This window comes from Pseudomonas sp. IT-196MI5 (genome assembly GCF_949767415.1).
In the GTDB taxonomy this organism is placed as follows: Bacteria; Pseudomonadota; Gammaproteobacteria; order Pseudomonadales; family Pseudomonadaceae; genus Aquipseudomonas.
The window spans coordinates 104,290-128,433 of record NZ_CATKPZ010000001.1 but is presented as its reverse complement, the minus strand read 5'-3'; the positions used below and the strand labels follow the sequence as shown (position 1 = coordinate 128,433).

21 protein-coding genes are annotated in these 24,144 nt (G+C 60.8%); 12 read left to right on the top strand and 9 right to left on the bottom strand.

Annotation, left to right across the window (positions count from 1 at the left end; all coding sequences use genetic code 11):
- Position 1 precedes the first annotated feature (1 nt).
- The 6 genes from ACM6IK_RS00465 to gloB all read right to left on the bottom strand — a co-directional run bounded on the left by ACM6IK_RS00465 (position 2) and on the right by gloB (position 8,334).
- Positions 2-1,021: an ABC transporter permease gene (locus ACM6IK_RS00465; protein ID WP_414872673.1), complete on the bottom strand. Its 1,020-nt coding sequence runs from the start codon at positions 1,019-1,021 to the stop codon at positions 2-4.
- Between the two features lies 1 nt (position 1,022).
- On the bottom strand, positions 1,023-2,096 hold the full coding sequence (locus ACM6IK_RS00460) for a microcin C ABC transporter permease YejB (protein ID WP_223547164.1): 1,074 nt from the start codon (positions 2,094-2,096) through the stop codon (positions 1,023-1,025).
- Between the two features lie 4 nt (positions 2,097-2,100).
- Entirely contained in the window at positions 2,101-3,942 is a 1,842-nt protein-coding gene (locus tag ACM6IK_RS00455) for an extracellular solute-binding protein (protein ID WP_414872672.1), read from the bottom strand.
- The gene (locus ACM6IK_RS00450; protein ID WP_414872725.1) at positions 3,939-5,759 is read right to left on the bottom strand and encodes an extracellular solute-binding protein; all 1,821 of its coding nucleotides are present in this window, start codon (positions 5,757-5,759) and stop codon (positions 3,939-3,941) included. Before ACM6IK_RS00450 ends, ACM6IK_RS00455 begins: the two co-directional genes overlap by 4 nt.
- 277 nt (positions 5,760-6,036) lie before the next feature.
- The gene (locus tag ACM6IK_RS00445; RefSeq protein ID WP_414872671.1) at positions 6,037-7,467 is read right to left on the bottom strand and encodes a transglycosylase SLT domain-containing protein; all 1,431 of its coding nucleotides are present in this window, start codon (positions 7,465-7,467) and stop codon (positions 6,037-6,039) included.
- A gap of 99 nt (positions 7,468-7,566) precedes the next feature.
- Positions 7,567-8,334, bottom strand: coding sequence for a hydroxyacylglutathione hydrolase (gene gloB, locus ACM6IK_RS00440; RefSeq protein ID WP_414872670.1), 768 nt, complete (start codon positions 8,332-8,334; stop codon positions 7,567-7,569).
- 65 nt (positions 8,335-8,399) lie between these two features.
- Here gloB and ACM6IK_RS00435 point away from each other — a divergent pair, with 65 nt between their 5' ends.
- The 5 genes from ACM6IK_RS00435 (at position 8,400) to ACM6IK_RS00415 (ending at position 13,865) form a co-directional block, all read left to right on the top strand.
- A complete protein-coding gene (locus tag ACM6IK_RS00435; protein ID WP_414872669.1) occupies positions 8,400-9,158 on the top strand; it encodes a class I SAM-dependent methyltransferase in 759 nt (252 codons plus the stop codon).
- Between the two features lie 92 nt (positions 9,159-9,250).
- The gene (gene rnhA, locus ACM6IK_RS00430) at positions 9,251-9,703 is read left to right on the top strand and encodes a ribonuclease HI (protein WP_414872668.1); all 453 of its coding nucleotides are present in this window, start codon (positions 9,251-9,253) and stop codon (positions 9,701-9,703) included.
- Positions 9,704-9,931: 228 nt separating this feature from the next.
- Entirely contained in the window at positions 9,932-10,690 is a 759-nt protein-coding gene (gene dnaQ, locus ACM6IK_RS00425) for a DNA polymerase III subunit epsilon (protein ID WP_046037200.1), read from the top strand.
- 290 nt (positions 10,691-10,980) lie between these two features.
- Positions 10,981-13,236, top strand: a complete 2,256-nt coding sequence (locus tag ACM6IK_RS00420; RefSeq protein WP_414872667.1) for an Orn/Lys/Arg decarboxylase N-terminal domain-containing protein — start codon at positions 10,981-10,983, stop codon at positions 13,234-13,236.
- A 14-nt stretch (positions 13,237-13,250) separates the two neighbouring features.
- Complete coding sequence (locus tag ACM6IK_RS00415) at positions 13,251-13,865, top strand: GNAT family N-acetyltransferase (RefSeq protein ID WP_414872666.1); 615 nt, start codon at positions 13,251-13,253, stop codon at positions 13,863-13,865.
- Here ACM6IK_RS00415 and ACM6IK_RS00410 read toward each other — a convergent pair.
- Both ACM6IK_RS00410 and ACM6IK_RS00405 read right to left on the bottom strand, forming a co-directional pair.
- On the bottom strand, positions 13,831-14,724 hold the full coding sequence (locus ACM6IK_RS00410; RefSeq protein ID WP_414872665.1) for a LysR substrate-binding domain-containing protein: 894 nt from the start codon (positions 14,722-14,724) through the stop codon (positions 13,831-13,833). The two genes, ACM6IK_RS00415 and ACM6IK_RS00410, sit on opposite strands and share 35 nt — an antisense overlap.
- Positions 14,725-14,812: 88 nt before the next feature.
- Positions 14,813-15,040: a hypothetical protein gene (locus ACM6IK_RS00405; RefSeq protein WP_108215881.1), complete on the bottom strand. Its 228-nt coding sequence runs from the start codon at positions 15,038-15,040 to the stop codon at positions 14,813-14,815.
- A gap of 177 nt (positions 15,041-15,217) precedes the next feature.
- Here ACM6IK_RS00405 and ACM6IK_RS00400 point away from each other — a divergent pair, with 177 nt between their 5' ends.
- Positions 15,218-15,778, top strand: coding sequence for an NADPH-dependent FMN reductase (locus ACM6IK_RS00400; protein WP_414872664.1), 561 nt, complete (start codon positions 15,218-15,220; stop codon positions 15,776-15,778).
- 185 nt (positions 15,779-15,963) lie between these two features.
- On the opposite strand, the gene ACM6IK_RS00395 is transcribed toward ACM6IK_RS00400, so the two are convergent.
- On the bottom strand, positions 15,964-16,914 hold the full coding sequence (locus tag ACM6IK_RS00395) for a DUF1853 family protein (protein WP_414872663.1): 951 nt from the start codon (positions 16,912-16,914) through the stop codon (positions 15,964-15,966).
- A 117-nt stretch (positions 16,915-17,031) separates the two neighbouring features.
- Between ACM6IK_RS00395 and ACM6IK_RS00390 the strand changes: the two genes are divergently transcribed.
- From ACM6IK_RS00390 to pepN, 6 genes are read left to right on the top strand one after another with little or no spacing between them, the layout of a single operon-like run.
- On the top strand, positions 17,032-17,922 hold the full coding sequence (locus ACM6IK_RS00390; RefSeq protein WP_218428607.1) for an NAD(+) kinase: 891 nt from the start codon (positions 17,032-17,034) through the stop codon (positions 17,920-17,922).
- The gene (locus ACM6IK_RS00385) at positions 17,919-18,893 is read left to right on the top strand and encodes a metallophosphoesterase (RefSeq protein ID WP_414872724.1); all 975 of its coding nucleotides are present in this window, start codon (positions 17,919-17,921) and stop codon (positions 18,891-18,893) included. Before ACM6IK_RS00390 ends, ACM6IK_RS00385 begins: the two co-directional genes overlap by 4 nt.
- The gene (locus tag ACM6IK_RS00380) at positions 18,890-19,759 is read left to right on the top strand and encodes a rhomboid family intramembrane serine protease (protein WP_414872662.1); all 870 of its coding nucleotides are present in this window, start codon (positions 18,890-18,892) and stop codon (positions 19,757-19,759) included. Before ACM6IK_RS00385 ends, ACM6IK_RS00380 begins: the two co-directional genes overlap by 4 nt.
- 32 nt (positions 19,760-19,791) lie before the next feature.
- Positions 19,792-20,052, top strand: coding sequence for a YeaC family protein (locus ACM6IK_RS00375; RefSeq protein WP_218428604.1), 261 nt, complete (start codon positions 19,792-19,794; stop codon positions 20,050-20,052).
- Positions 20,049-20,879: a DUF2797 domain-containing protein gene (locus tag ACM6IK_RS00370; RefSeq protein WP_218428603.1), complete on the top strand. Its 831-nt coding sequence runs from the start codon at positions 20,049-20,051 to the stop codon at positions 20,877-20,879. Before ACM6IK_RS00375 ends, ACM6IK_RS00370 begins: the two co-directional genes overlap by 4 nt.
- Before the next feature lie 10 nt (positions 20,880-20,889).
- Positions 20,890-23,547, top strand: a complete 2,658-nt coding sequence (pepN, locus tag ACM6IK_RS00365; RefSeq protein WP_414872661.1) for an aminopeptidase N — start codon at positions 20,890-20,892, stop codon at positions 23,545-23,547.
- Positions 23,548-24,144 lie beyond the last annotated feature (597 nt).

Here is a 24,144-nt window from a genome sequence, read left to right as displayed (position 1 = left end):
TTCACTTCCTCGGGTCGAAGGCATCGCGAGCTGACTCGCCGATGAACACCAGCAAACTCAACATCAAGGCCAGTACCGCAAAGGCGCTGATGCCCAGCCACGGCGCTTGCAGGTTGGATTTACCCTGGGCCACCAGTTCACCCAGGGACGGGCTGCCCGCCGGCAGGCCGAAACCGAGGAAGTCCAGGGCGGTCAATGTGCCGATGGCGCCGGTGAGGATGAACGGCATGAAGGTCATGGTCGAGACCATCGCGTTGGGCAAAATGTGGCGGAACATGATCGCACCGTTCTGCATGCCCAGGGCGCGGGCGGCGCGTACGTATTCCAGGTTACGCCCGCGCAGGAATTCGGCGCGTACCACGTCCACCAGGCTCATCCACGAGAACAGCAGCATGATCCCCAGCAGCCACCAGAAATTGGGTTGCACGAAGCTGGCGAGGATGATCAGCAGGTACAACACCGGCAGCCCGGACCAGATCTCCAGGAAGCGCTGCCCGGCCAGATCCACCCAGCCACCGTAGAAACCCTGCAAGGCCCCGGCGAACACGCCGATGATCGAACTGAGCACGGTCAGGGTCAGGGCGAACAGCACCGAAATGCGGAAACCGTAGATCACCCGGGCCAGCACATCGCGGCCCTGATCGTCGGTGCCCAGCAGGTTGTCCGTCGAGGGCGGGGCCGGGGCCGGGAATTTCAGGTCGTAGTTGATGCTCTGGTAGCTGTAGGGAATCGGCGCCCACAGCACCCAGGCGTCCTTGGCCTTGAGCAGTTCGCGGATGTACGGGCTCTTGTAATTGGCTTCCAGCGGGAATTCTCCGCCGAAGGTGGTTTCCGGGTAGCGCTTGAGCGCCGGGAAGTACCAGTTGTTGTCGTAATGCACCGCCAGCGGCTTGTCGTTGGCGATCAGCTCGGCGCCCAGGCTGGCGCCAAACAGGATCAGGAACAGCCACAGCGACCACCAGCCACGCTTGTTGGCCTTGAACAGTTCGAAGCGTCGGCGATTGAGAGGGGACAGGTTCATCTCAATGCTCCCGGCTTTCGAAGTCGATGCGCGGATCGACAAGGGTGTAGGTGAGGTCGCCGATCAGTTTCACCACCAGCCCCAGCAAAGTGAAGATGAACAGCGTGCCGAACACCACCGGGTAATCACGGTTGATCGCCGCTTCGAAACTCATCAGGCCGAGGCCGTCGAGGGAGAAGATCACCTCCACCAGCAACGAGCCGGTGAAGAAGATGCCGATCAGGGCCGAGGGGAAACCGGCGATCACCAGCAGCATGGCGTTGCGGAACACGTGGCCATAAAGCACGCGGTGGTTGGTCAGGCCCTTGGCCCTGGCGGTGATCACGTACTGCTTGTTGATTTCGTCGAGGAAGCTGTTCTTGGTCAGCAGGGTCATGGTTGCGAAGTTGCCGATCACCAGCGCAGTCACCGGCAGCGCCAGGTGCCAGAAGTAGTCGAGGATCTTGCCGCCCATGCTCAGTTCATCGAAGTTGTTCGAGGTCAGCCCGCGCAACGGGAACCAGTCCAGGTAACTGCCGCCGGCGAACACCACGATCAACAGGATGGCGAACAGGAACGCCGGGATCGCGTAGCCGACGATGATCGCCGAACTGGTCCAGACGTCGAAGTGGCTGCCGTGCCGCTTGGCCTTGGCGATCCCCAGCGGGATCGACACCAGGTACATGATCAGCGTGCTCCACAGCCCCAGGGAGATCGAGACCGGCATCTTTTCCTTGATCAGGTCGATGACCTTGGCGTCGCGGAAGAAGCTGTCGCCGAAATCCAGGGACGCATAGTTCTTGACCATGATCCACAAGCGTTCCGGCGCCGATTTGTCGAAGCCGTACATGTGCTCGATTTCCTTGATCAGCGCCGGGTCCAGGCCTTGGGCGCCGCGATAGGCCGAGCCTGCCACCGAGACTTCCGCACCGCCGCCGGCGATGCGGCTGGTGGCGCCTTCGAAGCCTTCGAGCTTGGCGATCATCTGCTCCACAGGCCCGCCCGGGGCGGCCTGGATGATCACGAAGTTGATCAGCAGAATGCCGAACAGGGTCGGAATGATCAGCAGCAGTCGCCGAAAAATATACGCCAGCATCTGATTACTCCGTGCCTGCAGGATCGGCCTGCAGTGTGGTTTCGACTTCTATTGCCGGCTTGATGTCGGGCTTGACCCACCAGGTGGCGGTGCCGATGTCGTATTTAGGCGAGACCTTTGGATGGCCGATGTGGTTCCAGTACGCCACGCGCCAGGTCTTGATGTGCCAGTTGGGTATTACGTAATAGCCCCATTGCAGAACGCGGTCCAGTGCGCGGGCGTGGGCCACCAGGCTGTTACGCGAATCGGCGTTGATCAGTTGCTCGACCAGTTGGTCGACCACCGGATCTTTCAGGCCCATGGAATTGCGGCTGCCGGGTTTGTCGGCAGCGGCCGACATCCAGAATTCCCGTTGTTCGTTACCCGGCGAGTTGGATTGCGGGAAGCTGCCGACGATCATGTCGAAGTCCCGGGAACGCACGCGGTTGATGTATTGCGAGACGTCGACCCGGCGGATCACCAGATCGATGCCCAGGTCACTCAGGTTGCGCTTGAACGGCAGCAGCACCCGTTCGAATTCGGTCTGGGCCAACAGGAATTCGATGACCACCGGTTTGCCGGTGGCATCGACCATTTTGTCATCGACGATGCGCCAGCCGGCCTCTTGCAGCAGTTGATAGGCTTGCCGTTGCTGGGCGCGGATCATGCCGCTGCCGTCGGTGATCGGGTTCTGGAACGCTTCGCTGAACACTTGCGGCGCCAGCTTGCTGCGCAACGGCTCGAGGATCGCCACCTGTTCGGCATCAGGCAGGCCGGTGGCGGCCATTTCCGAGTTCTCGAAGTAACTGCGGGTACGCACATAGGCACCGTTGAACAGTTGCTTGTTGGTCCATTCGAAGTCCAGCAACAGCGACAAGGCCTGACGCACGCGCACATCCTGGAACACCGGGCGGCGCAGGTTGAAGACGAAACCTTGCATGCCGGTCGGATTGCCGTTGGGAATCTGTTCCTTGACCAGTCGACCTTCGGTGACCGCTGGGGTGTTGTAGGCGTTGGCCCAGTTTTTCGCGGTCATTTCCAGCCAGTAATCGAACTGCCCGGCCTTGAGCGCTTCCAGGGCCACGGTGTTGTCGCGGTAATAGTCGGTGGTCATCACGTCGAAGTTATAGAAACCCCGATTGACCGGCAGGTCCTTGCCCCAGTAATCCTTGACGCGCTCATAGCGCACCGAGCGTCCGGCCTTGACTTCGGCGACCTTGTACGGGCCGCTGCCCAGCGGAATTTCCAGGTTGCCTTTGTTGAAGTCGCGGTCGGCCCACCAATGCTTGGGCAGCACCGGCAACTGGCCAAGGATCAGCGGCAGCTCGCGGTTGTTGTTGTGCTTGAACTTGAACAATACGGTGAGCGGGTCTTCGGCGACCACTTCGGCCACGTCGTTGTAGTAACCGCGGTACATCGGCGCGCCGTCCTTGGTCAGCATCTGGAAGCTGAACACCACGTCCTCGGCGCGTACCGGATGGCCGTCATGGAAGCGTGCTTCGGGGCGCAGGTAAAAGCGCACCCAAGCGTTGTCCGGAGCTTTCTCGATCAGGCGGGCGATCAGGCCGTACTCGGTGAACGGCTCGTCCAGCCCTTGCTTGGCCAGGGTGTCGTAGATCATGCCGATATCTTCCGCCGGCACGCCTTTGCTGATGAACGGGTTGAGACTGTCGAAACCGCCGAAACCGGCCTGACGGAAAATCCCGCCCTTGGGCGCGTCGGGATTGACGTAATCGAAGTGTTTGAAGTCGGCCGGGTATTTCGGCGGCTCGTTGTACAGGGTCACGGCATGTTGCGGGGCGGCGCAGGCCAGCCCGGCGAACAACAGGCCGCTGGCCTGCAAGAGCAGGGTGCGGATGGGTTTCATTGATCTTTCTCCGAAGATTTCAGCCACCACGCGTTCAGGCCCAGGGTGTAGGGCGGCGTGGTGACGAAGGCGAGCCGGTTGCGGTACGCCAGGCGGTGATAATTGAGGTACCAGTTGGGAACGATGTAGTGCTGCCACAACAGCACGCGGTCGAGGGCCTTGCCGGCGGCGACCTGTTCATCGCGGGTCCGGGCGGCCAGCAACTGATCGAGCAGATGGTCGACCACCGGGCTGGCAATGCCTGCGTAGTTTTTGCTGCCCTTGACCCGGGCCTGGCTGGAGTGAAAATACTGCCATTGTTCCAGGCCCGGGCTGAGCGTCTGGTTGAGGGTCATCAGAATCATGTCGAAATCGAATTGGTCCAGGCGTTGCTTGTATTGCGCGCGATCGACCGTGCGCAACTGCGCATCGATGCCGATGCTGGCCAGGTTCTCGACGTAAGGCTGGAGGATGCGTTCCAGATTCGGGTTGACCAGCAGCAACTCCAGCCGCAAGGGTTGCCCGGTGGCGTTTTGCATACGCTGGCCATTGAGCTTCCAGCCGGCTTCGGCGAGCAGGCCAAGGGCTTTGCGCAAGGTCTCCCGGGGGATGCCGTGTCCGTCGGTCTGCGGCAGGCTGAACGGCTCGGTAAAGAGCCTGGCCGGCAGCTGTTCACGATAGGACTTGAGCAACAGCCATTCGTGCCCGACCGGCAAACCGCTGGCCGAGAATTCGCTGTTGGGGTAGTAGCTCATGGCGCGATGGTAGGCGCCGCTGAACAGCGTGCGGTTGGTCCATTCAAAGTTGAACATCAGCCCCAGCGCTTCACGGACCTTGGCGTCCGAGAATGCCGGGCGACGGCTGTTCATGAACAGGCCCTGGGTCTGGGTCGGGATCTGGTGGGGGATCTGCGCCTTGATCACCTCACCGCGGCGTATGGCCGGGAAGTTGTAGCCGGTGTCCCAGTTCTTCGCCTGATGCTCGATGTAGATGTCGAATTCACCGGCCTTGAACGCCTCGAACGCTACGTCGCTGTCGCGGTAGAACTCGACTTCCATGCGGTCGAAGTTGTACTTGCCGCGATTGACCGGCAGGTCCTTGCCCCAGTAATCCTTGACCCGTTCGAAGACGATCTGTCGTCCTGGCGTGACCGACGTGATGCGATATGGCCCGCTGCCCAGCGGCGGCTCGAACGTAGTGGCCTTGAAGTCGCGACCTTCCCAGTAGTGCTGCGCCAGCACTGGCATTTCACCCAGGCGCAGGATCAGCAGCGGATTGCCGGCACGCTTGAATACGAAACGGATCCGTTGCGGGTTGAGGATGTCGACCCGCAGCACTTCCTGAAGGCTGGTGCGGTACAGCGGATGGCCTTCCTTGAGCAGCACACGATAGGAGAACGCGACGTCGTAGGCAGTGATCGGCGTACCGTCATGGAAGCGTGCTTCGGGGCGCAGGTTGAACACCACCCAGCTGCGGTCCTCGCTGTACTCCACGGACTGGGCAATCAGGCCATAGCTGGACGCGGGCTCATCACCTGACGGCGCGTACTGTCCGGTGCCGACCATCAGCGGCTCGTTGAGCTCGTTGATGCCGTATTGCAGGAAATTCGCTGTGGTGACCGGGCTGGTGCCCTTGAAGGTGTAGGGGTTGAGCGTATCGAAGGTGCCAAACGCCATGACCCGCAACGTACCGCCCTTGGGCGCTTGCGGGTTGACCCAGTCGAAGTGGGTAAATCGGGCCGGGTACTTGAGCGTGCCGAACTGCGCATAACCATGGCTTTCGCTGATCGTCGCGCTTGCGGTAGAACTCAACGCCAGGCTGATCAGGAGCAGGGGCAGGGGACGCTTCAAATAGGAGATCCGATCCAGGCGGCTTGGGCTTTGTGGATCGTACAGTAACAGCTTGTATGGACAGGAAAAAGACGGGAGTGAATGCGTAATATCGGCCGGGCCCATATCCTTGTGGGAGCGAGCTTGCTCGCGATGAGGGCGTGTCAGTCACCATCAATGCAAACTGATACGCCCTCATCGCGAGCAAGCTCGCTCCCACAGGTTTTTGTGCTCGCCACAGAAACTGCGCAGACACAAAAAAGCCCCTGGATTCAGGGGCTGTTTTTTAGTGCGGATTGGCCACCGTCAACATCTGGCCAGGCTTCAGCGCCTGGCCGACACGCGGGTTCCAGCGCTTGAGGTGCTGCATCTCCACGTTGAAGCGCTTGGCCACGATGTACAGCGAGTCGCCTTGCTGGACCTTGTACGTGGTCTGCTGTTTTTTGGTATTGGCTGCAACCACGGTGTTGACGCGCCCGGAGCTGCGTTTGCTGTTGTCCTGCATGACCAGGGTCTGACCGGGCTTGAGGTTCTTGCCAGTCAGTTTGTTCCAGCGTTGCAGGTCCTTCACGTCAACGTCGTTGGCCTTGGCAATGGAGCCGAGGTTGTCACCCCGCTTGACCCGGTAGGAGCGCTTGACGCTGGCGACCTGAGTGTCGTCGGCACCTTCGAAGACCGGCTTGAGCGATTTCTTGCTGATCAACTCTTCAGGACGCATGGTCTGCAGGCTGCTGGTCAGCAGTTGCGCCTTGGACGTCGGCACCAGCAGGTGCTGCGGGCCGTCGATGGTGGTGCGCTGCTTGAAGGCCGGGTTGAGCTGGAACAGTTCGTCTTCATCGATGTTGGCGACTTCAGCAACTTTGGACAGGTCCATGCGCTGGTTGATTTCGACGACCTGGAAGTAGGGTTCGTTGGCGATCGGGTTGAGGTTCACGCCGTAGGCTTCCGGCGCCATCACCACTTGCGAGAGTGCCAGCAGCTTTGGCACGTAGGCCTGGGTTTCGGCGGGCAGCGGCAGGTTCCAGTAGTCGGTCGGCAGGCCGAGACGCTCGTTGCGCTCGATCGCCCGGCTGACGGTGCCTTCGCCGGCGTTGTAGGCCGCCAGGGCCAGCAACCAGTCGCCATTGAACATGTCGTGCAGGCGGCTCAGGTAATCCATCGCGGCGGTGGTCGAGGCGGTGATGTCGCGACGGCCATCATAGAAACGGGTTTGACGCAGGTTGAAGTAACGCCCGGTGGAGGGGATGAATTGCCAAAGACCCACCGCGTCGGCCCGGGAATAGGCCATCGGGTTATAGGCACTTTCAATCACTGGCAGCAGTGCCAGTTCCAGCGGCATGTTGCGCTCTTCAAGGCGTTCGACGATGTAATGAATGTAGAGGCTGCCACGTTCGCCGGCGTTTTCGAGGAAAGATGGATTGCTGGCGAACCAAAGGCGCTGTTGCTCGATGCGCGGGTTGACGCCCAGCCCGTCCTGCAACTGGAAGCCCTGGCGCATACGCTCCCAGACGTCCTGCGGAATTTGCGGGCTGGGTTTTTCGCTGAGCCAGATCGGCTTCTGCTTGGCGCGCGCGGCGATGTTCGTCGTATGCGCCGCATCGGTCTGCGGCGCATGGCTGGAACAGCCCGCCAGGGTGGCGGACACAGCCACCGCAATGGCTTGAGCCAAGCGGGTCAATGCGTCTGAACTGATGGCTTTGCGGATAGGTGACGACATTGGCTGGAAGTAAGTTCCGGGCAAAAATGTCGGGCGATTCTAGAAAGGGCACCCTGCGCGGTCAACCTTTCAGAATTGTTGCAACCTTGCGAGATCCCTTTAGAACGTGTCTTTCCACGCTCGAATAGCAGCAAAAACCATATCGGGCGCCGAGTTATCGGTGCCGGTCCGTTCGTCCGCTTTTTCTTTAACGGATGTTTCACCGGAGCGCAAAAACGGGTTTGTGAGCTTTTCCAGTGCCAGTGTCGACGGCAGCGTCATGATCCCGGATTCCCGTTGGCGGGTAACTTTGGCCAGGCGCTCGGCGGTGTCCTGATTGTTCGGTTCGACGGCCGCCGCAAACTTCAGATTGCCGAGGGTGTATTCGTGGGTGCAGTAGACCAGTGTGTCTTCCGGCAACGCAGCGAGGCGTGTCAGCGAACTGTACATTTGCTGTGGCGTGCCTTCGAACAACCGCCCGCAGCCGGCGGCAAACAAGGTGTCGCCGCAGAACAGCAAGCCGTGATGGTAATAGGCGATATGCCCCAGGGTGTGGCCAGGGACCGTGAAGATATTGAAGTCCAGGCCGAGCACACTGACCTTGTCGTTGTCCTTGAGCGCAACGTCCCGCGCCGGGATCGTTTCGCTGGCCGGACCATAGACTTTCGCGTCCGTCGCTTTTTTCAGCAACTCGACGCCGCCGACGTGGTCATGATGGTGATGAGTGATCAAAATATCACTCAGTACCCAGCCCGGATTGGCACCGAGCCAGGCCTGCACGGGGGCGGCATCACCCGGATCGACGACCGCGCAGCGCTTGCTGGCATGGTCTTGTAACAACCAGATGTAGTTGTCGGTGAAGGCGGGCAGGGCAGTGATCTGTATCATCGTCGGATTCGCCAAGCGGAAAACATTGGCGCATCTTAGAACTTCCTGGCGCGTTGGAGAATGCAATGACTGATAAAGCGTTCGCACAAGCCGATCCTGACTGGCTGGCGTTGATCGGCGCCGCCCGCGAGTGGCTGGCCGGTCCCATCGGGCAATTTCTGCTGGACGAAGAGCGGCGCATGCTCGAAGACGAGCTCGGGCGGTTCTTTGGTGGTTATCTGGTGCATTACGGTCCCTCGGCCCAGACCCCGCCGTCAGCCCCGCAGGTGCAGCGTAATGTGCGCCTTGGCGCGCCGTTGCCGGGGGTCGAGATCGTCTGTGAGGAACAGGCCTGGCCGTTGAGCGAACATGCTGCCGATGTGGTAGTGCTGCAGCATGGCCTGGATTTTTGCCTGTCGCCCCACGGTCTGCTTCGCGAGGCGGCAAGCAGCGTGCGGCCTGGGGGGCATTTGCTGATCGTCGGCATCAATCCCTGGAGCACTTGGGGGCTGCGGCATGTGTTTGCCCAGGATGCGCTGCGCAAGGCGCGCTGCATTTCGCCGTCGCGGGTCGCGGACTGGCTGAACCTGCTGGGCTTCGCGCTGGAGAAACGCCGCTTCGGGTGCTATCGTCCGCCCCTTGCGTCACCGGCGTGGCAGACCCGCCTGGCCGGTTGGGAGCGCAAGGCCGGTGACTGGCAACTGTCGGGCGGCGGCTTCTATCTGTTGGTGGCGCGCAAGATCGTGGTGGGCCTGCGACCGGTCCGTCAGGAGCGGCGCGAGCCGATGGGCAAGCTGATTCCTTTGCCGATGGCCAAGGTCAACCGGCGCAACATCGAACCGTAATACATACTTTTTATTTGCGGCCGGGCCTGTCCCGGCTTTGGCCGTTGTCGATCAGCGATCGGCGGGCCAGCGCATTTTCTGGATAGGTTGGCATGAGCGATAGCGTAGAACTGTTCACCGACGGCGCCTGCAAGGGCAACCCTGGCCCTGGCGGCTGGGGCGCGCTGCTGGTGTGCAAGGGCGTCGAAAAGGAACTCTGGGGCGGCGAAGCCAATACCACCAACAACCGCATGGAACTGATGGGCGCGATCCGCGGCCTGGAAGAACTCAAGCGTCCTTGCGAGGTGCTGCTGGTGACCGACTCCCAATACGTGATGAAAGGCATCAACGAGTGGATGGACAACTGGAAGAAGCGCGGCTGGAAAACCGCGGCGAAGGAGCCGGTGAAGAATGCTGACCTGTGGAAGTTGCTCGACGAGCAGGTCAACCGCCACAAGGTCACCTGGAAATGGGTGCGCGGACACATTGGCCATCACGGCAACGAACGGGCCGACCAGTTGGCCAACCGTGGCGTGGATGAAGTGCGCGGGTACAAGCAAAACTGAATTGAGTTCAACCGATACACCGAGTTGTGGCCATCGTCGGAGCGCCGCCCGGAGCAAGCTCGCTCCCACAGTGGATCGCCAGCGCACACAAAGTTTGTGCTCGACGCCGATCAAAATGTGGGAGCGAGCTTGCTCGCGATGGGGGCAACACGGTGTATCTGAAAGACCCCGGCGAGCGTGTTAACATCGCCCCTTTTACACGATTGACCGATTGAGAGCTGAGCGCTGATGGCCACCAGATCCGTAGTACTCGACACCGAAACCACCGGCATGCCGGTGACCGACGGCCACCGGATTATCGAAATCGGTTGTGTCGAGTTGATCGGCCGACGCCTGACGGGCCGGCACTTTCATGTGTACTTGCAACCCGATCGCGAAAGTGACGAGGGCGCCATTGGCGTCCACGGCATCACCAACGAGTTCCTCGTGGGCAAGCCGCGTTTTGCCGAGGTGGCCGAAGAGTTCTTCGAGTTCATCAAGGGCGCGCAGCTGATCATCCATAACGCGGCGTTCGACGTTGGCTTCATCAACAACGAATTCGCCCTGATGGGGCAGCAGGACCGCGCTGACATCACGCAGCACTGCTCGATCCTCGATACCCTGATGATGGCCCGGGAACGTCACCCGGGGCAGCGCAACAGCCTCGACGCCTTGTGCAAGCGCTATGGCGTCGACAACTCCGGCCGTGAACTGCACGGCGCCTTGCTCGACTCCGAGATTCTCGCCGACGTCTACCTGACCATGACCGGGGGGCAGACCAGCCTGTCCCTGGCCGGTAACGCCTCCGATGGCAATGGCTCCGGTGAAGGGGCGGACAATTCGGCCACCGAAATTCGCCGTTTACCAGCCGATCGCCAGCCGACGCGCATCATCCGCGCCAGCGAAGACGACCTGGCCCGCCACGCGGCGCGTCTGGAAATCATCGGCAAATCCGCGGGTGCGCCGGCGTTGTGGGTGCAATTGGCCGAGGCTGAAGCGCAGGCTTGACCTCAGTCTTTTGGTGAATGGCTTTTGTGGCGAGGGGGCTTGTCGGAGCGCCGCACCGCCCCGTTCGGCTGCGAAGCAGTCGTCATTGTTGCTAGCGTGATTTGCCTGAATAAACACGGGACCGCTTCGCGCTCCAACGGGGGCAAGCCCCCTCGCCACACAAGCCCCTCGCCACAGGGAAATTCCGTCGTCGCCACAAGTTGGTGCATCCCGCTCGCCACATCCTCTGCAACACTCTACCCTGAGGTGATTGGCAGGCTCTGGTCTGCCGCCTCAGGACACTGAGCCTCATGTATAAAGATTTGAAATTCCCGGTCCTGATTGTCCATCGCGACATCAAGTCCGACAGCGTTGCCGGCGACCGTGTGCGGGGAATTGCCCGGGAACTGGAGCAGGAAGGGTTCAGCGTCGTTTCGGCGGTGGACTACACCGAAGGACGATTGGTGGCGTCGACTTACCATGGTCTGTCCTGCATGTTGATTGCCTCTGAGGACGCCAGCACCCATTCCCATTTGTTGCAAAACATGGCCGAATTGATTGGTCTGGCGCGAGTGCGCGCACCGGATCTGCCGATCTTCGCCCTGGGCGAAACAGTGACCCTGGAAAACGCGCCTGCCGACGCCATGGCCGAGCTCAATCAGTTACGCGGCATTCTTTACCTGTTTGAAGACACGGTGCCCTTTCTCGCCCGACAGGTGGCCCGCGCCGCGCGCAAATACCTCGATGGCCTGTTGCCGCCGTTTTTCAAGGCATTGGTGCAACACACGGCGGATTCCAACTATTCGTGGCACACCCCCGGTCACGGCGGTGGCGTGGCGTATCACAAGAGCCCGGTCGGGCAGGCGTTTCACCAGTTTTTCGGGGAAAACACCCTGCGCTCGGACCTTTCGGTGTCGGTGCCGGAGCTCGGCTCTTTACTCGATCACACCGGTCCCCTGGCTGAAGCGGAGGCCCGCGCGGCACGCAATTTCGGCGCCGATCACACCTTTTTCGTGATCAATGGCACGTCCACGGCCAACAAGATTGTCTGGCACTCGGTGGTCGCCCGCGATGACCTGGTGCTGGTGGATCGCAATTGCCACAAGTCGGTGCTGCACTCGATCATCATGACCGGCGCGATCCCGCTGTACTTGTGTCCGGAGCGTAATGAACTGGGGATCATAGGCCCGATTCCCTTGAGTGAGTTCAGCCGCGAATCGATCCAGGCCAAGATCGACGCCAGTCCGCTGACCAAGGGGCGTTCACCGAAGGTCAAGCTCGCGGTGGTGACCAATTCGACCTATGACGGCCTCTGTTACAACGCAGAGCTGATCAGGCAGCAACTGGGCAACAGTGTTGAGGTGCTGCACTTCGACGAGGCCTGGTACGCCTATGCGGCGTTTCACGAGTTTTTTGCCGGGCGCTATGGCATGGGCACGTCCCGTGATGAAGACAGCCCGTTGGTGTTTACCACCCATTCGACCCACAAGTTGCTGGCGGCTTTCAGTCAGGCGTCGATGATTCACGTGCGCGATGGCGGCGCGCGGCAACTGGACCGGGATCGCTTCAACGAAGCATTCATGATGCACATCTCGACTTCGCCGCAGTACGGCATCATCGCTTCTCTGGATGTGGCTTCGGCGATGATGGAAGGGCCGGCCGGGCGTTCGCTGTTGCAGGAAATGTTCGACGAAGCCCTGAGTTTTCGCCGGGCGCTGGCTAACTTGCGCCAGCACATTGCCGCGGATGACTGGTGGTTTTCGATCTGGCAACCGCCGTCGGCGCAAGGCATCGAGCGGGTCGTCACCGAAGACTGGTTGTTGCAGCCCGATGCCGACTGGCATGGCTTTGGCGGCGTGACCGACGATTATGTGCTGCTCGACCCGATCAAGGTCACGCTGGTGATGCCGGGGCTGACGGCCGGTGGTGCCCTCAGCGAACGCGGGATTCCGGCGGCGGTGGTCAGCAAGTTTCTTTGGGAGCGCGGTCTGGTGGTCGAGAAGACCGGGCTGTATTCGTTCCTGGTGTTGTTCTCCATGGGCATCACCAAGGGCAAGTGGAGCACGCTGCTCACCGAACTGCTGGAGTTCAAGCGCAGCTACGACGCCAACGTCAGTCTGGCCAGTTGCCTGCCCTGCGTGGCGCAAGAGAATGTCGCGCGCTATCAGGGCATGGGCTTGCGTGATCTGTGCGATCAGTTACATGCCTGTTATCGCAGCAACGCCACCGCCAGGCACCTCAAACGGATGTACACCGTACTGCCGGAGGTCGCGATGAAGCCGGCGGACGCCTATGATCAATTGGTGCGGGGTGAAGTCGAAGCGGTGTCGATCGATGCGCTGGACGGGCGGATTGCCGCCGTCATGCTGGTGCCGTACCCGCCCGGCATTCCGCTGATCATGCCGGGCGAGCGCTTTACCGAGTCGACCCGCTCGATCATCGATTACCTGGCGTTTGCCCGCACGTTCGATAGCAGTTTTCCGGGGTTCGTCGCTGATGTGCACGGATTGCAACACGAAGATCAGGGCAATGGGCGGTGCTATACCGTCGATTGCATCAAGGAATGAGGACCTTTCCCAGTATGCAGCCGGTTATAAATCCGAATTTCCCAGGGTTGTCGGTACGGGTTGCCGACGAGGGTTTTGCCGCCTATATCTGGGGCAGTGATTTCAGTTTTGAAGTCGCGGCCTACGGTGCGGCAGAAATAGGAGCGCCAGTGGCCCAGTGGCCGGTCACCCCGATCACGCCTTATCGCAAGTGTTACGGCATCGACCCCGAGGAGTTCAGCAGCTTTCGCGATGCCGCCGACAGCGCGATTTTCATGGCGTATCTGGATGACCAGCCCGTGGGGCACCTGGTGGTCAGTACCAACTGGAACGGCTTTGCCCATATCGACGAACTGGCGGTGCATGCACCGGCCCGACGGCATGGAGTGGCCAAGGCCCTGCTGGATGTGGCGCAATTCTGGAGCCGCAAGAAAAAACTCCCGGGCATCATGCTCGAAACCCAGAACAACAACCTGGGGGCCTGCCGGCTCTATGAGCGCTGCGGTTATGTGATGGGCGGGATCGACCAGCTGCGCTATCGCGGCATTGACCCGAACACGGCCGAAGTGGCGCTGTTCTGGTATCGAATGTTCGAAAATCCACTGGAAAACCCGTTCAGTTCGTCAGCATCGCCGCGGCTTGTTCCGTGACGATGGCCAACAGTGCCTGAACCGCCTGAGAGGGTTCGGCGTTTTTCAGGGTCAAGGCGTAGAGACTGATCGGCACCGCTGGTGCCAGTGGGCAGACGTCCAGGCCCGAGGCCTTGGCGCCGAGGGCGGTGAAGGGGTCGACGATGGCCAGGCCTTCGCCGGCTTCGACCATGCTGCGCATCATCTGATGCGTCTGGACCCGGGTTTGAATCACCGGAGCAGGGCGCAAGCCGTGCAGTTTGTTTTCCAGTGCCGGGCTCAGCGGGTCTTGCCCCTCCAGGCCGATCATCGATTGGCCGGCCAGATCCTGCAGGGAAATGTATTTCTGTTTCGGTTGCAGCCAGCCATGGGGGGCGAGCAACTGAAGTTTGCCCTGGGCAATCGCCTGGCAATCGAGGTCGGCGTGATCAGGGTCGTGCAGGCTCAGCCCCAGATCGCTTTCACGCAGCAGCAGGCTTCTGACGATGTCGCGGGTGGGCTGGCTCAGCAGTGTGCAAGGCGCGTCGGGCAGGCGTCGGCGCAGGGCTGCGATGCTGTGTGGCAACAATTGGTTGGCCAGGGGCGGGGTACAGATGATGCGCAGCGGCGGCGCCAGGTATTGCCTGAGGCTGTTGGCCAGACGCTGCACGGGTTCAAGCGCGTCGTAGACCCGGGCAATTTCCACTTGCAGTTCCCGAGCCTCGCGAGTGGCCTGCAAACGCCCGCGAACGCTGGCGAACAGCATGAACCCCAACTGATCCTCGGCGTCGCGCAGCAAGCGCTCGACTTCGGTCACCGGCAACTGCAGCCATTCGGCGGCGGTGCCCAGGTGACCGGTCTGCAAGAGCGCCTGGATCACTTCGATATGGCGTAAGCGCATGCGTGAAGTCCATGTTCAGCAGGAGGAGGAGTCAGTGGCTGAATCCTACCCCAAGTCCGCGCATATGACTTCTGCTCATAACGACGGGTTATGAAACGCTGGCGGTTTGCGGTTCGCGGGTAATGGTCACGCCGGTTTGCACCAGCATGAATTGATTGTCGTCGACCTTGTTGACACGGTCGCCAATGGCCAGCTTGTAGGTGGTGACAGGGCCTGAGCCGTCTACCGCCGGGGTGGAGTCCTGGAACTCGTGCACCGAATAAATACGGCCTTGCGCATCTCTTGCATGGAACTGACCGACGAGTACTGCTGCCATCTGCTTGGAACCTCTGGAGATAAATCACTCAATTTGCGGCTCTGTAGACCGCGCTTGGGCGAGGTAAGTTTTCCTACAGGAAAAAAATAGTCAGGGACGGCGTTTTCAGTCGCCCGCTGCTTGAATCGTCATCTATAACTACAGGTTCTTCCTATCGGACAGTCGAGAGAAACGCTTATGAGCAACGTCTATACGATCGCCGTCCTGGTCGGCAGCTTGAGAAAGGAATCGATCAACCGCAAGGTCGCACGGGCCCTGATAGAGCTGGCGCCGGCCAGTCTCAAGCTCAACATCGTCGAAATTGGCGACCTGCCGCTCTATAACGAAGACATCGATGGCGCTTCACCGCCGGCAGCCTACAGCACTTTCCGACAACAGGTGAGCTCATCCGACGCGGTGCTGTTCGTGACCCCGGAATACAACCGTTCGGTGCCGGCGCCGTTGAAGAATGCGATTGACGTCGGTTCTCGCCCTTATGGCAAGAGTTCGTGGAGTGGCAAGCCCGGCGCCGTTATCAGTGTTTCGCCGGGGGCCGTCGGCGGGTTTGGCGCCAATCACAACCTGCGTCAATCCATGGTGTTTTTAAATGTGCCGATGATGCAGCAGCCGGAGGCCTATCTGGGGAACGCCGGTTCGGCATTCGACGAGGCGGGCAAGCCGTCCGAGTCGGTCAGGCCGTTCCTGCAAAGTTTCATCAATGCCTATGGGCAATGGGTCGAGCAGCACAAGAAGGTTTGATGGTCATTGGCCAGCGCTTTGTCCTGCGAAGCGCTGGGCGGTTATCTCTTCAGGCCGGATTGGCCCCTTCGCGAGCAGGCTCGCTCCCACAGGGATCTTCAGTGGATACAAGACTTGTGTTCGGCTGAGGCCAAAATGTGGGAGCGAGCCTGCTCGCGAAGGGGCCGGCTCAGGCAATACAAGACTCAACCCTGTCCCGGCACATTCGGCCAAAGGTCCGACACCAGAAACAATCGTTCGGCCTCTTCCCAGTCGCCGCTGGCATTTTCCGTCAGTCGTACCAGCAGTTGTGCCGGCGCCAACGGGTCCAGGTCATTGAGCCATGCCTGCATCTGTTCAGGGGTCCAGGTGTGTTCCGCCGAGTAATGCGCCGGCGCCAGCCAGGCGTGGCGGGGCAGGGGTTGCCAGCGCCCGGGTGCGCTCTGGGCTACTAACGCCGGCCAATCCTTTTGATGCAACCAGCGACCGCGCAAATGCTGCGGATGGGCACCCGCCGGCGAGGCAGCCTGCCCAGGCCACGGGTACAGCAAATACCCCCCCAGCCACAAATGGGCGCTGAACGCCTGGATATCCAGCGCGGCCAGCACTTCACGGCTCTCGGGGCGAGCGGAAATCGGCAATTGATGCTGGCTCAGGTGCGCCAGTTTGCGGTCGAGCCGGTCGTGGCAGCCCGGACCCAGCCACTGGGCAGTGTCATGTCCGTCGCCGGACTGCGGGCCGAGGTAAAGCTTGATCGCCAGTTCCAGGTGATGCACGCCGTCGCGGTCGCGCAGCAGCATGTCCAGTTCACCCAGGGTGTGCCCCTCGCGGCGAATCGGCATATTGGCGCCAATCAGTTCAATGCCGGGCGCATGCTGGACGGCGAATTGCCAGAGGCGTTCGTAATACAGGCCCAGACGCCGGGTCCGCGCCTGGGCCAGCCAGTGCAGCAGGCCATAACTGTCCCGGTCCAGCTGCCGCAGCCAGTGCTCCAGCCGTTCCGGTGCCTGCACCCAGTCACTACCGGCCAGCGGGTGACGCTGTGGCCACGGGGTGCCGTCCATCATGGGCGGCGCGAGGATGACCCACGCCAGGTCACGCACTTCGGGATGGCGTAATTGATGGGGCAGGTGGAGCAAATCCGGAAATAGCATCATCTTGCGAGCATAGCCCGAAACCCGGGCACACCCTTGAAGCTGAAAGGATTTTGTCTACGGGCGGCTTTCGCCCATAATCGTGGTTTTCGCCGCGACACAGATCCCCGCAGGAGCCCCATGGAGCAATTTCGCAATATCGGCATCATCGGTCGCCTGGGCAGTTCCCAGGTGCTGGATACCGTCCGCCGACTGAAACGGTTTCTGCTCGATCGTCACCTGCACGTGATCCTCGAAGACACCATCGCCGAAGTGCTGCCAGGGCACGGCCTGCAAACCTCGTCGCGCAAGATGCTCGGCGAAGTCTGCGACATGGTCATTGTGGTCGGTGGTGACGGCAGTCTGCTCGGTGCGGCCCGGGCACTGGCCAAACACAATATTCCGGTGCTCGGCATCAACCGGGGCAGCCTGGGTTTCCTGACCGACATTCGCCCCGATGAGCTGGAAACCAAGGTCGCCGAAGTGCTGGATGGCCACTTTCTGGTGGAAAACCGCTTCCTGTTGCAGGCCGAAGTCCGCCGCCACGGCGAGGCCATCGGCCAGGGCGATGCACTGAACGATGTGGTACTGCACCCCGGCAAGTCCACGCGAATGATCGAGTTCGAGCTGTACATCGACGGCCAGTTCGTCTGCAGCCAGAAGGCCGACGGCCTGATCGTTGCGACGCCGACCGGTTCCACCGCGTATGCACTGTCTGCCGGCGGGCCGATCATGCATCCCAAGCTCGACGCTATTGTGATTGTGCCGATGTACCCCCATACCTTGTCAGGTAGACCGATTGTGGTCGATGGCAACAGTGAGCTGAAAATCGTCGTGTCCAAGGATATGCAGATTTACCCGCAAGTCTCGTGTGACGGGCAGAACCACTTTACCTGCGCGCCCGGCGACACCATTACCGTGAGCAAGAAAGCCCAGAAACTGCGGCTGATTCACCCGCTCGACCACAACTACTATGAAGTCTGCCGAACCAAGCTCGGCTGGGGCAGCAAGTTGGGGGGTGGAGGCGACTGATGCTCGATCCCGCGCGTAGCTACGACCTGATCGGTGACGTGCACGGTTGCGCTCTGACCCTGGAGCACTTGCTCGACCGACTCGGTTATCACAAACAGGGCGGCGTCTGGCGACACGCCTCGCGCATGGCGGTGTTCGTCGGCGATATCATCGATCGCGGCCCGCGGATTCGCGAGGCGCTGCATATCGTCCACGACATGGTCGAGGCCGGTCAGGCGCTGTGCATCATGGGCAACCACGAGTTCAATGCGCTGGGCTGGAGCACGCCGGCGCTGCCCGGCAGCGGCAAGCAGTTCGTGCGCGAGCACACGCCGCGTCATGCCCGCCTGTTGCATGAAACCCTGACCCAGTTCGAACACCATCCGGGTGACTGGCACGACTTCCAGCACTGGTTCTATAAGCTGCCATTGTTCGTCGATGCCGGGCGTTTTCGCGTGGTCCACGCCTGCTGGGATGCCGGGCTGATCGAGCCGCTGCGGGCGTTGTTCCCTAACGGTTGCGTCGACGAGCCTTTTCTCCAGGCTTCGGCGGAATCGGGATCTTTTGCCTGCACCGTATTCGATCGCCTGTTGCGTGGCACGGACATGCGCTTGCCCCATGGCCTGACCATGACCAGCGGCGATGGGCTGGTGCGTTCGTTCTTCCGCACCAAGTTCTGGGAAGACGATCCGAAAACCTACGGCGACATCGTGTTCCAGCCCGATGCACTGCCGGAACCCGTGGCCCGGACGCCGCTGACGTCCACCGAAAAGAACAGTTTGCTGCGCTATGGCATCGATGAGCCGTTGTTGTTCGTCGGTCATTACTGGCGCAGCGGCAAGCCGGCACCGATTCGGCCGAACCTGGCCTGTCTGGATTACAGCGCGGTGCTGTACGGCAAACTGGTTGCCTACCGACTGGATCAGGAAACCCGCCTGGATCCGCATAAATTCGTCTGGGTCGATGTCGAGCGGCCGGAGGTGCTGCAATGAGTGCTGTAGCGGTATTGCGTCTGCCCCTGGCGGTGGACTTGAGCGGGTTCGTCATCTTGCTCAAGCGCATGCAAGTGCCCCATCGGGTCAGCGAAGAAGCTGGCGAACAGGTGCTGTGGGTGCCGCAGAACATCAGCGAAGACGTGCGCGCGCTGTACGAACGCTTTCCGGCGGGCGACCCCGATCAGCAACTGGACATTCCGCTGGCGCAGACCATCAAGCGTCCGGGGTTCGTCGAACAGTTGAAATACGCCAGGGCCACCGCGCTGGTGCTGTTGCTGAGCGTGATCGTCGGTGCAGTGACCCTGCTCGGCGACAACCTTGAAACAATGCGCTGGCTGACTTTCCTCGAATTCCGCGTGGTCGGCGAGTACCTCCACTTCACGCCACTGGCCGACAGCCTGGCGGCGGGGCAGTGGTGGCGCCTGTTCACGCCGATGCTGATTCACTTCGGCATCCTGCACCTGGCGATGAACGGCATGTGGTACTGGGAACTGGGGCGTCGCATCGAGTCGCGTCAGGGCAGTATCAACCTGATCGGCCTGACCCTGCTGTTCAGCCTGGTGTCCAACTACGCCCAGTATTACTTCAGCGGCCCGACCTTGTTCGGTGGTTTGTCCGGTGTACTGTACGGCCTGCTCGGGCATTGCTGGATCTTCCAGCTGCTGGCGCCGAACCCGGCTTATCGCCTGCCGCGAGGCGTGCTGGTGATGATGCTGGTGTGGTTGCTGCTGTGCCTGTCCGGACTGGTCTCGATGATCGGCTTCGGCGAAATCGCCAACGCGGCCCATGTCAGCGGGTTACTCATCGGATGCTTCACCGGTTTGTTGGGCGGGTTGTATAACCGCCGTAAACTGGCCGCCTAATTCAAAATCTGCAATGAAGAGACGGAGACTCAATGTCCTCTTTTAACGAAATGATCAACAACATCACCGCCGATATCTACGAGAGCCTGAAACTGGCCGTGGAAATCGGCAAATGGTCCGACGGTGGCAAACTCACCGCCGAGCAACGCGAGCTGTCGCTGCAGGCGATGATCGCCTGGGAAGTCCAGAACCTGCCCGAGGACCAGCGTACCGGCTACATGGGGCCGCAGGAATGCGCTTCGAAGTCGATCGAAGTACCGAACATCCTGTTCAAGTCGGATGCCATCCATTGATCGAGATTGGCCGCGGTGCAATCAGCAAAATGTCGGCGCGCCTGGACGGGCCGAACGTGCAATACGCTTTGCGTCTGGGCGAAACCGAGGTCCCGGTCAATCCGTTGATCGGCACCACGGTGCGTCTGGAATACCTGGGTGCGATCCACTGCATCCATTGCGGACGCAAGACCAAGACCAGTTTCAGCCAGGGCTACTGCTACCCGTGCATGACCAAACTGGCCCAGTGCGACGTCTGCATCATGAGCCCGGAGCGTTGCCACTACGACGCCGGCACCTGCCGCGAGCCGGAATGGGGCGAGAAGTTCTGCATGACCGATCACGTGGTGTACCTGGCCAACTCGTCAGGGGTGAAAGTCGGAATTACCCGCGCCACCCAGTTGCCGACCCGCTGGCTCGACCAGGGTGCGAGCCAGGCGTTGCCGATCATGCGCGTATCGACCCGGCAACAATCCGGTTTCGTCGAGGATCTGTTCCGCAGCCAGGTGGCCGACAAGACCAACTGGCGTGCTTTACTCAAGGGCGATGCGGTGGCCGTGAACCTGGCCGAGGTCCGCGATCAATTGTTCGACAGCTGCGCTGAAGGTCTGCTGGGGTTGCAGCAGCGATTTGGCTTGCAGGCGATCCAGCCGGTGACCGATGTCGAACCGCTGGAAATCCGCTACCCGGTCGAGCAATACCCGGCGAAGATCGTCAGCTTCAACCTGGACAAGAACCCGATTGCCGAAGGCACGCTGATGGGGGTCAAGGGTCAATACCTGATCTTCGACACCGGCGTGATCAACATTCGTAAATACACGGCTTACCAGCTCGCCGTGCATCAGTAAGGACTCCAGCATGCGCACCGAACAACCGAAGATGATCTACCTCAAGGACTATCAGGCGCCCGAGTACCTGATCGACGAAACGCACCTGACCTTCGAGTTGTACGAGGACCACAGCCTGGTCCATGCGCAACTGGTGATGCGCCGCAACCCCGAGCGTGGCCCGGGCCTGCCGCCGCTGGTGCTCGATGGCCAGCAGCTGGAACTGCTGTCGGTCACTTTGGCCGACCAGGCGCTTTCTGATGCGCAGTACCAGCTAACCGAGAATCACCTGACCCTGCACCCGACCAGCACCACCTTCACGGTCGATACCAGCGTCCGTATCCACCCGGAAACCAACACCGCGCTGGAAGGCCTGTACAAGTCCGGCACGATGTTCTGCACCCAGTGCGAGGCCGAAGGCTTTCGCAAGATCACCTATTACCTCGACCGCCCGGACGTGATGAGCACTTTCACCACCACGGTGGTGGCCGAACAGCACAGCTATCCGGTGCTGCTGTCCAACGGCAACCCGATTGCCTCCGGTCCTGGCGAAGAGGGCCGGCACTGGGCGACCTGGGAAGACCCGTTCAAGAAACCGGCGTACCTGTTTGCGCTGGTGGCCGGCGACCTGTGGTGCGTCGAAGACAGCTTCACCACCATGAGCAAGCGCAACGTGGCGCTGCGCATTTACGTCGAGCCGGAAAACATCGACAAGTGCCAGCACGCCATGAACAGCCTGAAGAAATCCATGCGCTGGGATGAAGAGGTCTACGGTCGCGAGTACGATCTGGACATCTTCATGATCGTCGCCGTGAATGACTTCAACATGGGCGCCATGGAAAACAAGGGCCTCAACATCTTCAACTCCAGCGCCGTGCTGGCCAAGGCCGAAACCGCCACCGATGCTGCGCACCAGCGGGTCGAGGCCATCGTCGCTCACGAATATTTCCACAACTGGTCGGGCAACCGCGTGACCTGCCGCGACTGGTTCCAGCTGTCGCTGAAAGAAGGCTTCACGGTATTCCGCGATGCCGGTTTCTCCTCGGACATGAACTCGGCCACGGTCAAGCGCATCCAGGACGTTGCCTACCTGCGCACCCACCAGTTCGCCGAAGACGCCGGCCCCATGGCCCACGCCGTGCGCCCGGACAGCTTCATCGAGATTTCCAACTTCTACACCCTGACTGTGTACGAGAAGGGCTCGGAAGTGGTCGGCATGATCCACACCTTGCTCGGTGCCGAAGGTTTCCGCAAAGGCAGCGACCTGTACTTCGAACGCCACGACGGCCAGGCCGTGACCTGCGATGATTTCATCAAGGCCATGGAAGATGCCAATGGCGTCGACCTGACCCAGTTCAAGCGCTGGTACAGCCAGGCCGGTACACCGCGCCTGGCGGTGAGCGAGTCCTTTGATGCGACGGCGAAAACCTACAGCCTGACCTTCCGCCAGAGCTGCCCGGAAACCCCGGACAAGGTTGAAAAACTGCCGTTCGTGATCCCGGTCGAGCTGGGCCTGCTGGACAGCAAGGGTGGCGAGATTGTCTTGCGTCTTGCCGGTGAAGCCGCCGCCCAAGGCACGACCCGCGTGATCTCGGTAACCGAGGCCGAGCAGACCTTCACCTTCGTCGATATTGCCGAACAACCGCTGCCATCGTTGCTGCGCGGCTTCTCGGCGCCGGTGAAGCTGACCTTCCCGTACAACGGTGATCAGTTGATGTTCCTGATGCAGCACGACAGCGACGGCTTCAATCGCTGGGATGCCGGCCAGCAGCTGTCGGTGCAGGTGCTGCAGGAATTGATCGAGCAGCAGCAGAAGGGTGAAGCGCTGCTGTTGGATCAACGTCTGGTCACCGCGTTGCGTACCGTGCTGTCGGACGAATCGCTGGATCAGGCGATGGTCGCGGAAATGCTCTCGCTGCCAAGCGAGGCGTACCTGACCGAGATCAGCGAAGTGGCAGATGTCGAAGCGATTCACACGGCGCGTGAGTTTGCCCGCAAGCAACTGGCTGACGCGTTGTTCGAAGGCCTGTGGCTGCGTTATCAGGCCAACCGCGATTTGTCGAAGCAGACGCCGTATGTAGCCGAGGCTGAACACTTTGCCCGTCGTGCCTTGCAGAACATCGCGATGTCCTACCTGATGCTCAGCGGTAAGCCGGAAGTTCTGGCGGCGACCCTGGAGCAGTTCGACGCGTGCGACAACATGACCGAGCGCCTGACCGCACTCGCCGTGCTGGTCAATTCGCCGTTCGAGGCCGAGAAGGCCAAGGCGCTGTCCAGCTTCGCCGAGCACTTCAAGGACAATCCGCTGGTCATGGATCAGTGGTTCAGCGTCCAGGCCGGCAGTGTGTTGCCCGGTGGTCTGGAGAGAGTCAAGGCGTTGATGCAGCACCCGGCGTTCAACATCAAGAACCCGAACAAGGTGCGGGCATTGGTTGGTGCGTTTGCCGGGCAGAACCTGATCAACTTCCACGCGGCCGACGGTTCCGGGTATCGCTTCCTGGCGGATCTGGTGATCGAGTTGAATGGCTTCAATCCGCAGATTGCTTCTCGGCAGTTGGCGCCTTTGACGCGCTGGCGCAAGTACGACAGTGCTCGTCAGGCTTTGATGAAGGGGGAACTGGAGCGGATTCGGGCTTCGGGGCAGTTGTCCAGTGATGTGTTTGAGGTGGTCAGCAAGAGTTTGGCTTGATCTTGGCTTTTGAACTTGGCGGCCTTCGGGCCGACCAGGTTGTTGGTTGATTGAGTACATATCCGTTATTTAGGTAACGGCGACTTATGGTTTCGCCCTTACGGCGAGTCCCTTTTGTCAAACGACACAAAAGGAACCAAAAAGTCTCGCCCCTTACGTACGGCCCCTCGCTGAGGCTCGGGGTTCCTTCGCTGCGGTATTCATCCGGGGGCATTGCCCTCCGGTCGGCTTCGCTTCGACCTACATGCAATGGGTTCGACTGCGTCGAACGGCGCTGCGCGCCAATCCCCGGATGAACACCTCCGCTCAGCCTGCCGAGGGGGCGGGTGGATCAAGATCAAGAGCTGCAGGCGAGCTAACGCTCGGCCTGTTGAGTGGTGAAGAACGTGGGTGTACGCCGATCTGCCTTTGCTTTTCTGTAGGAGCAGCGGTGCGGCGATCCGACTTGCCAGCGAAGGCGGCCTGATAGCCGACCAATTTCTTTCGAATGTACCCAGCCCAACTGTAGGAGCTACCGAAGGCTGCGATCTTTTGCTCTTGTTTGTCAGGAATAACGCCAAAGGATCGCAGCCTCGTTGCACTCGACAGCTCCTACAG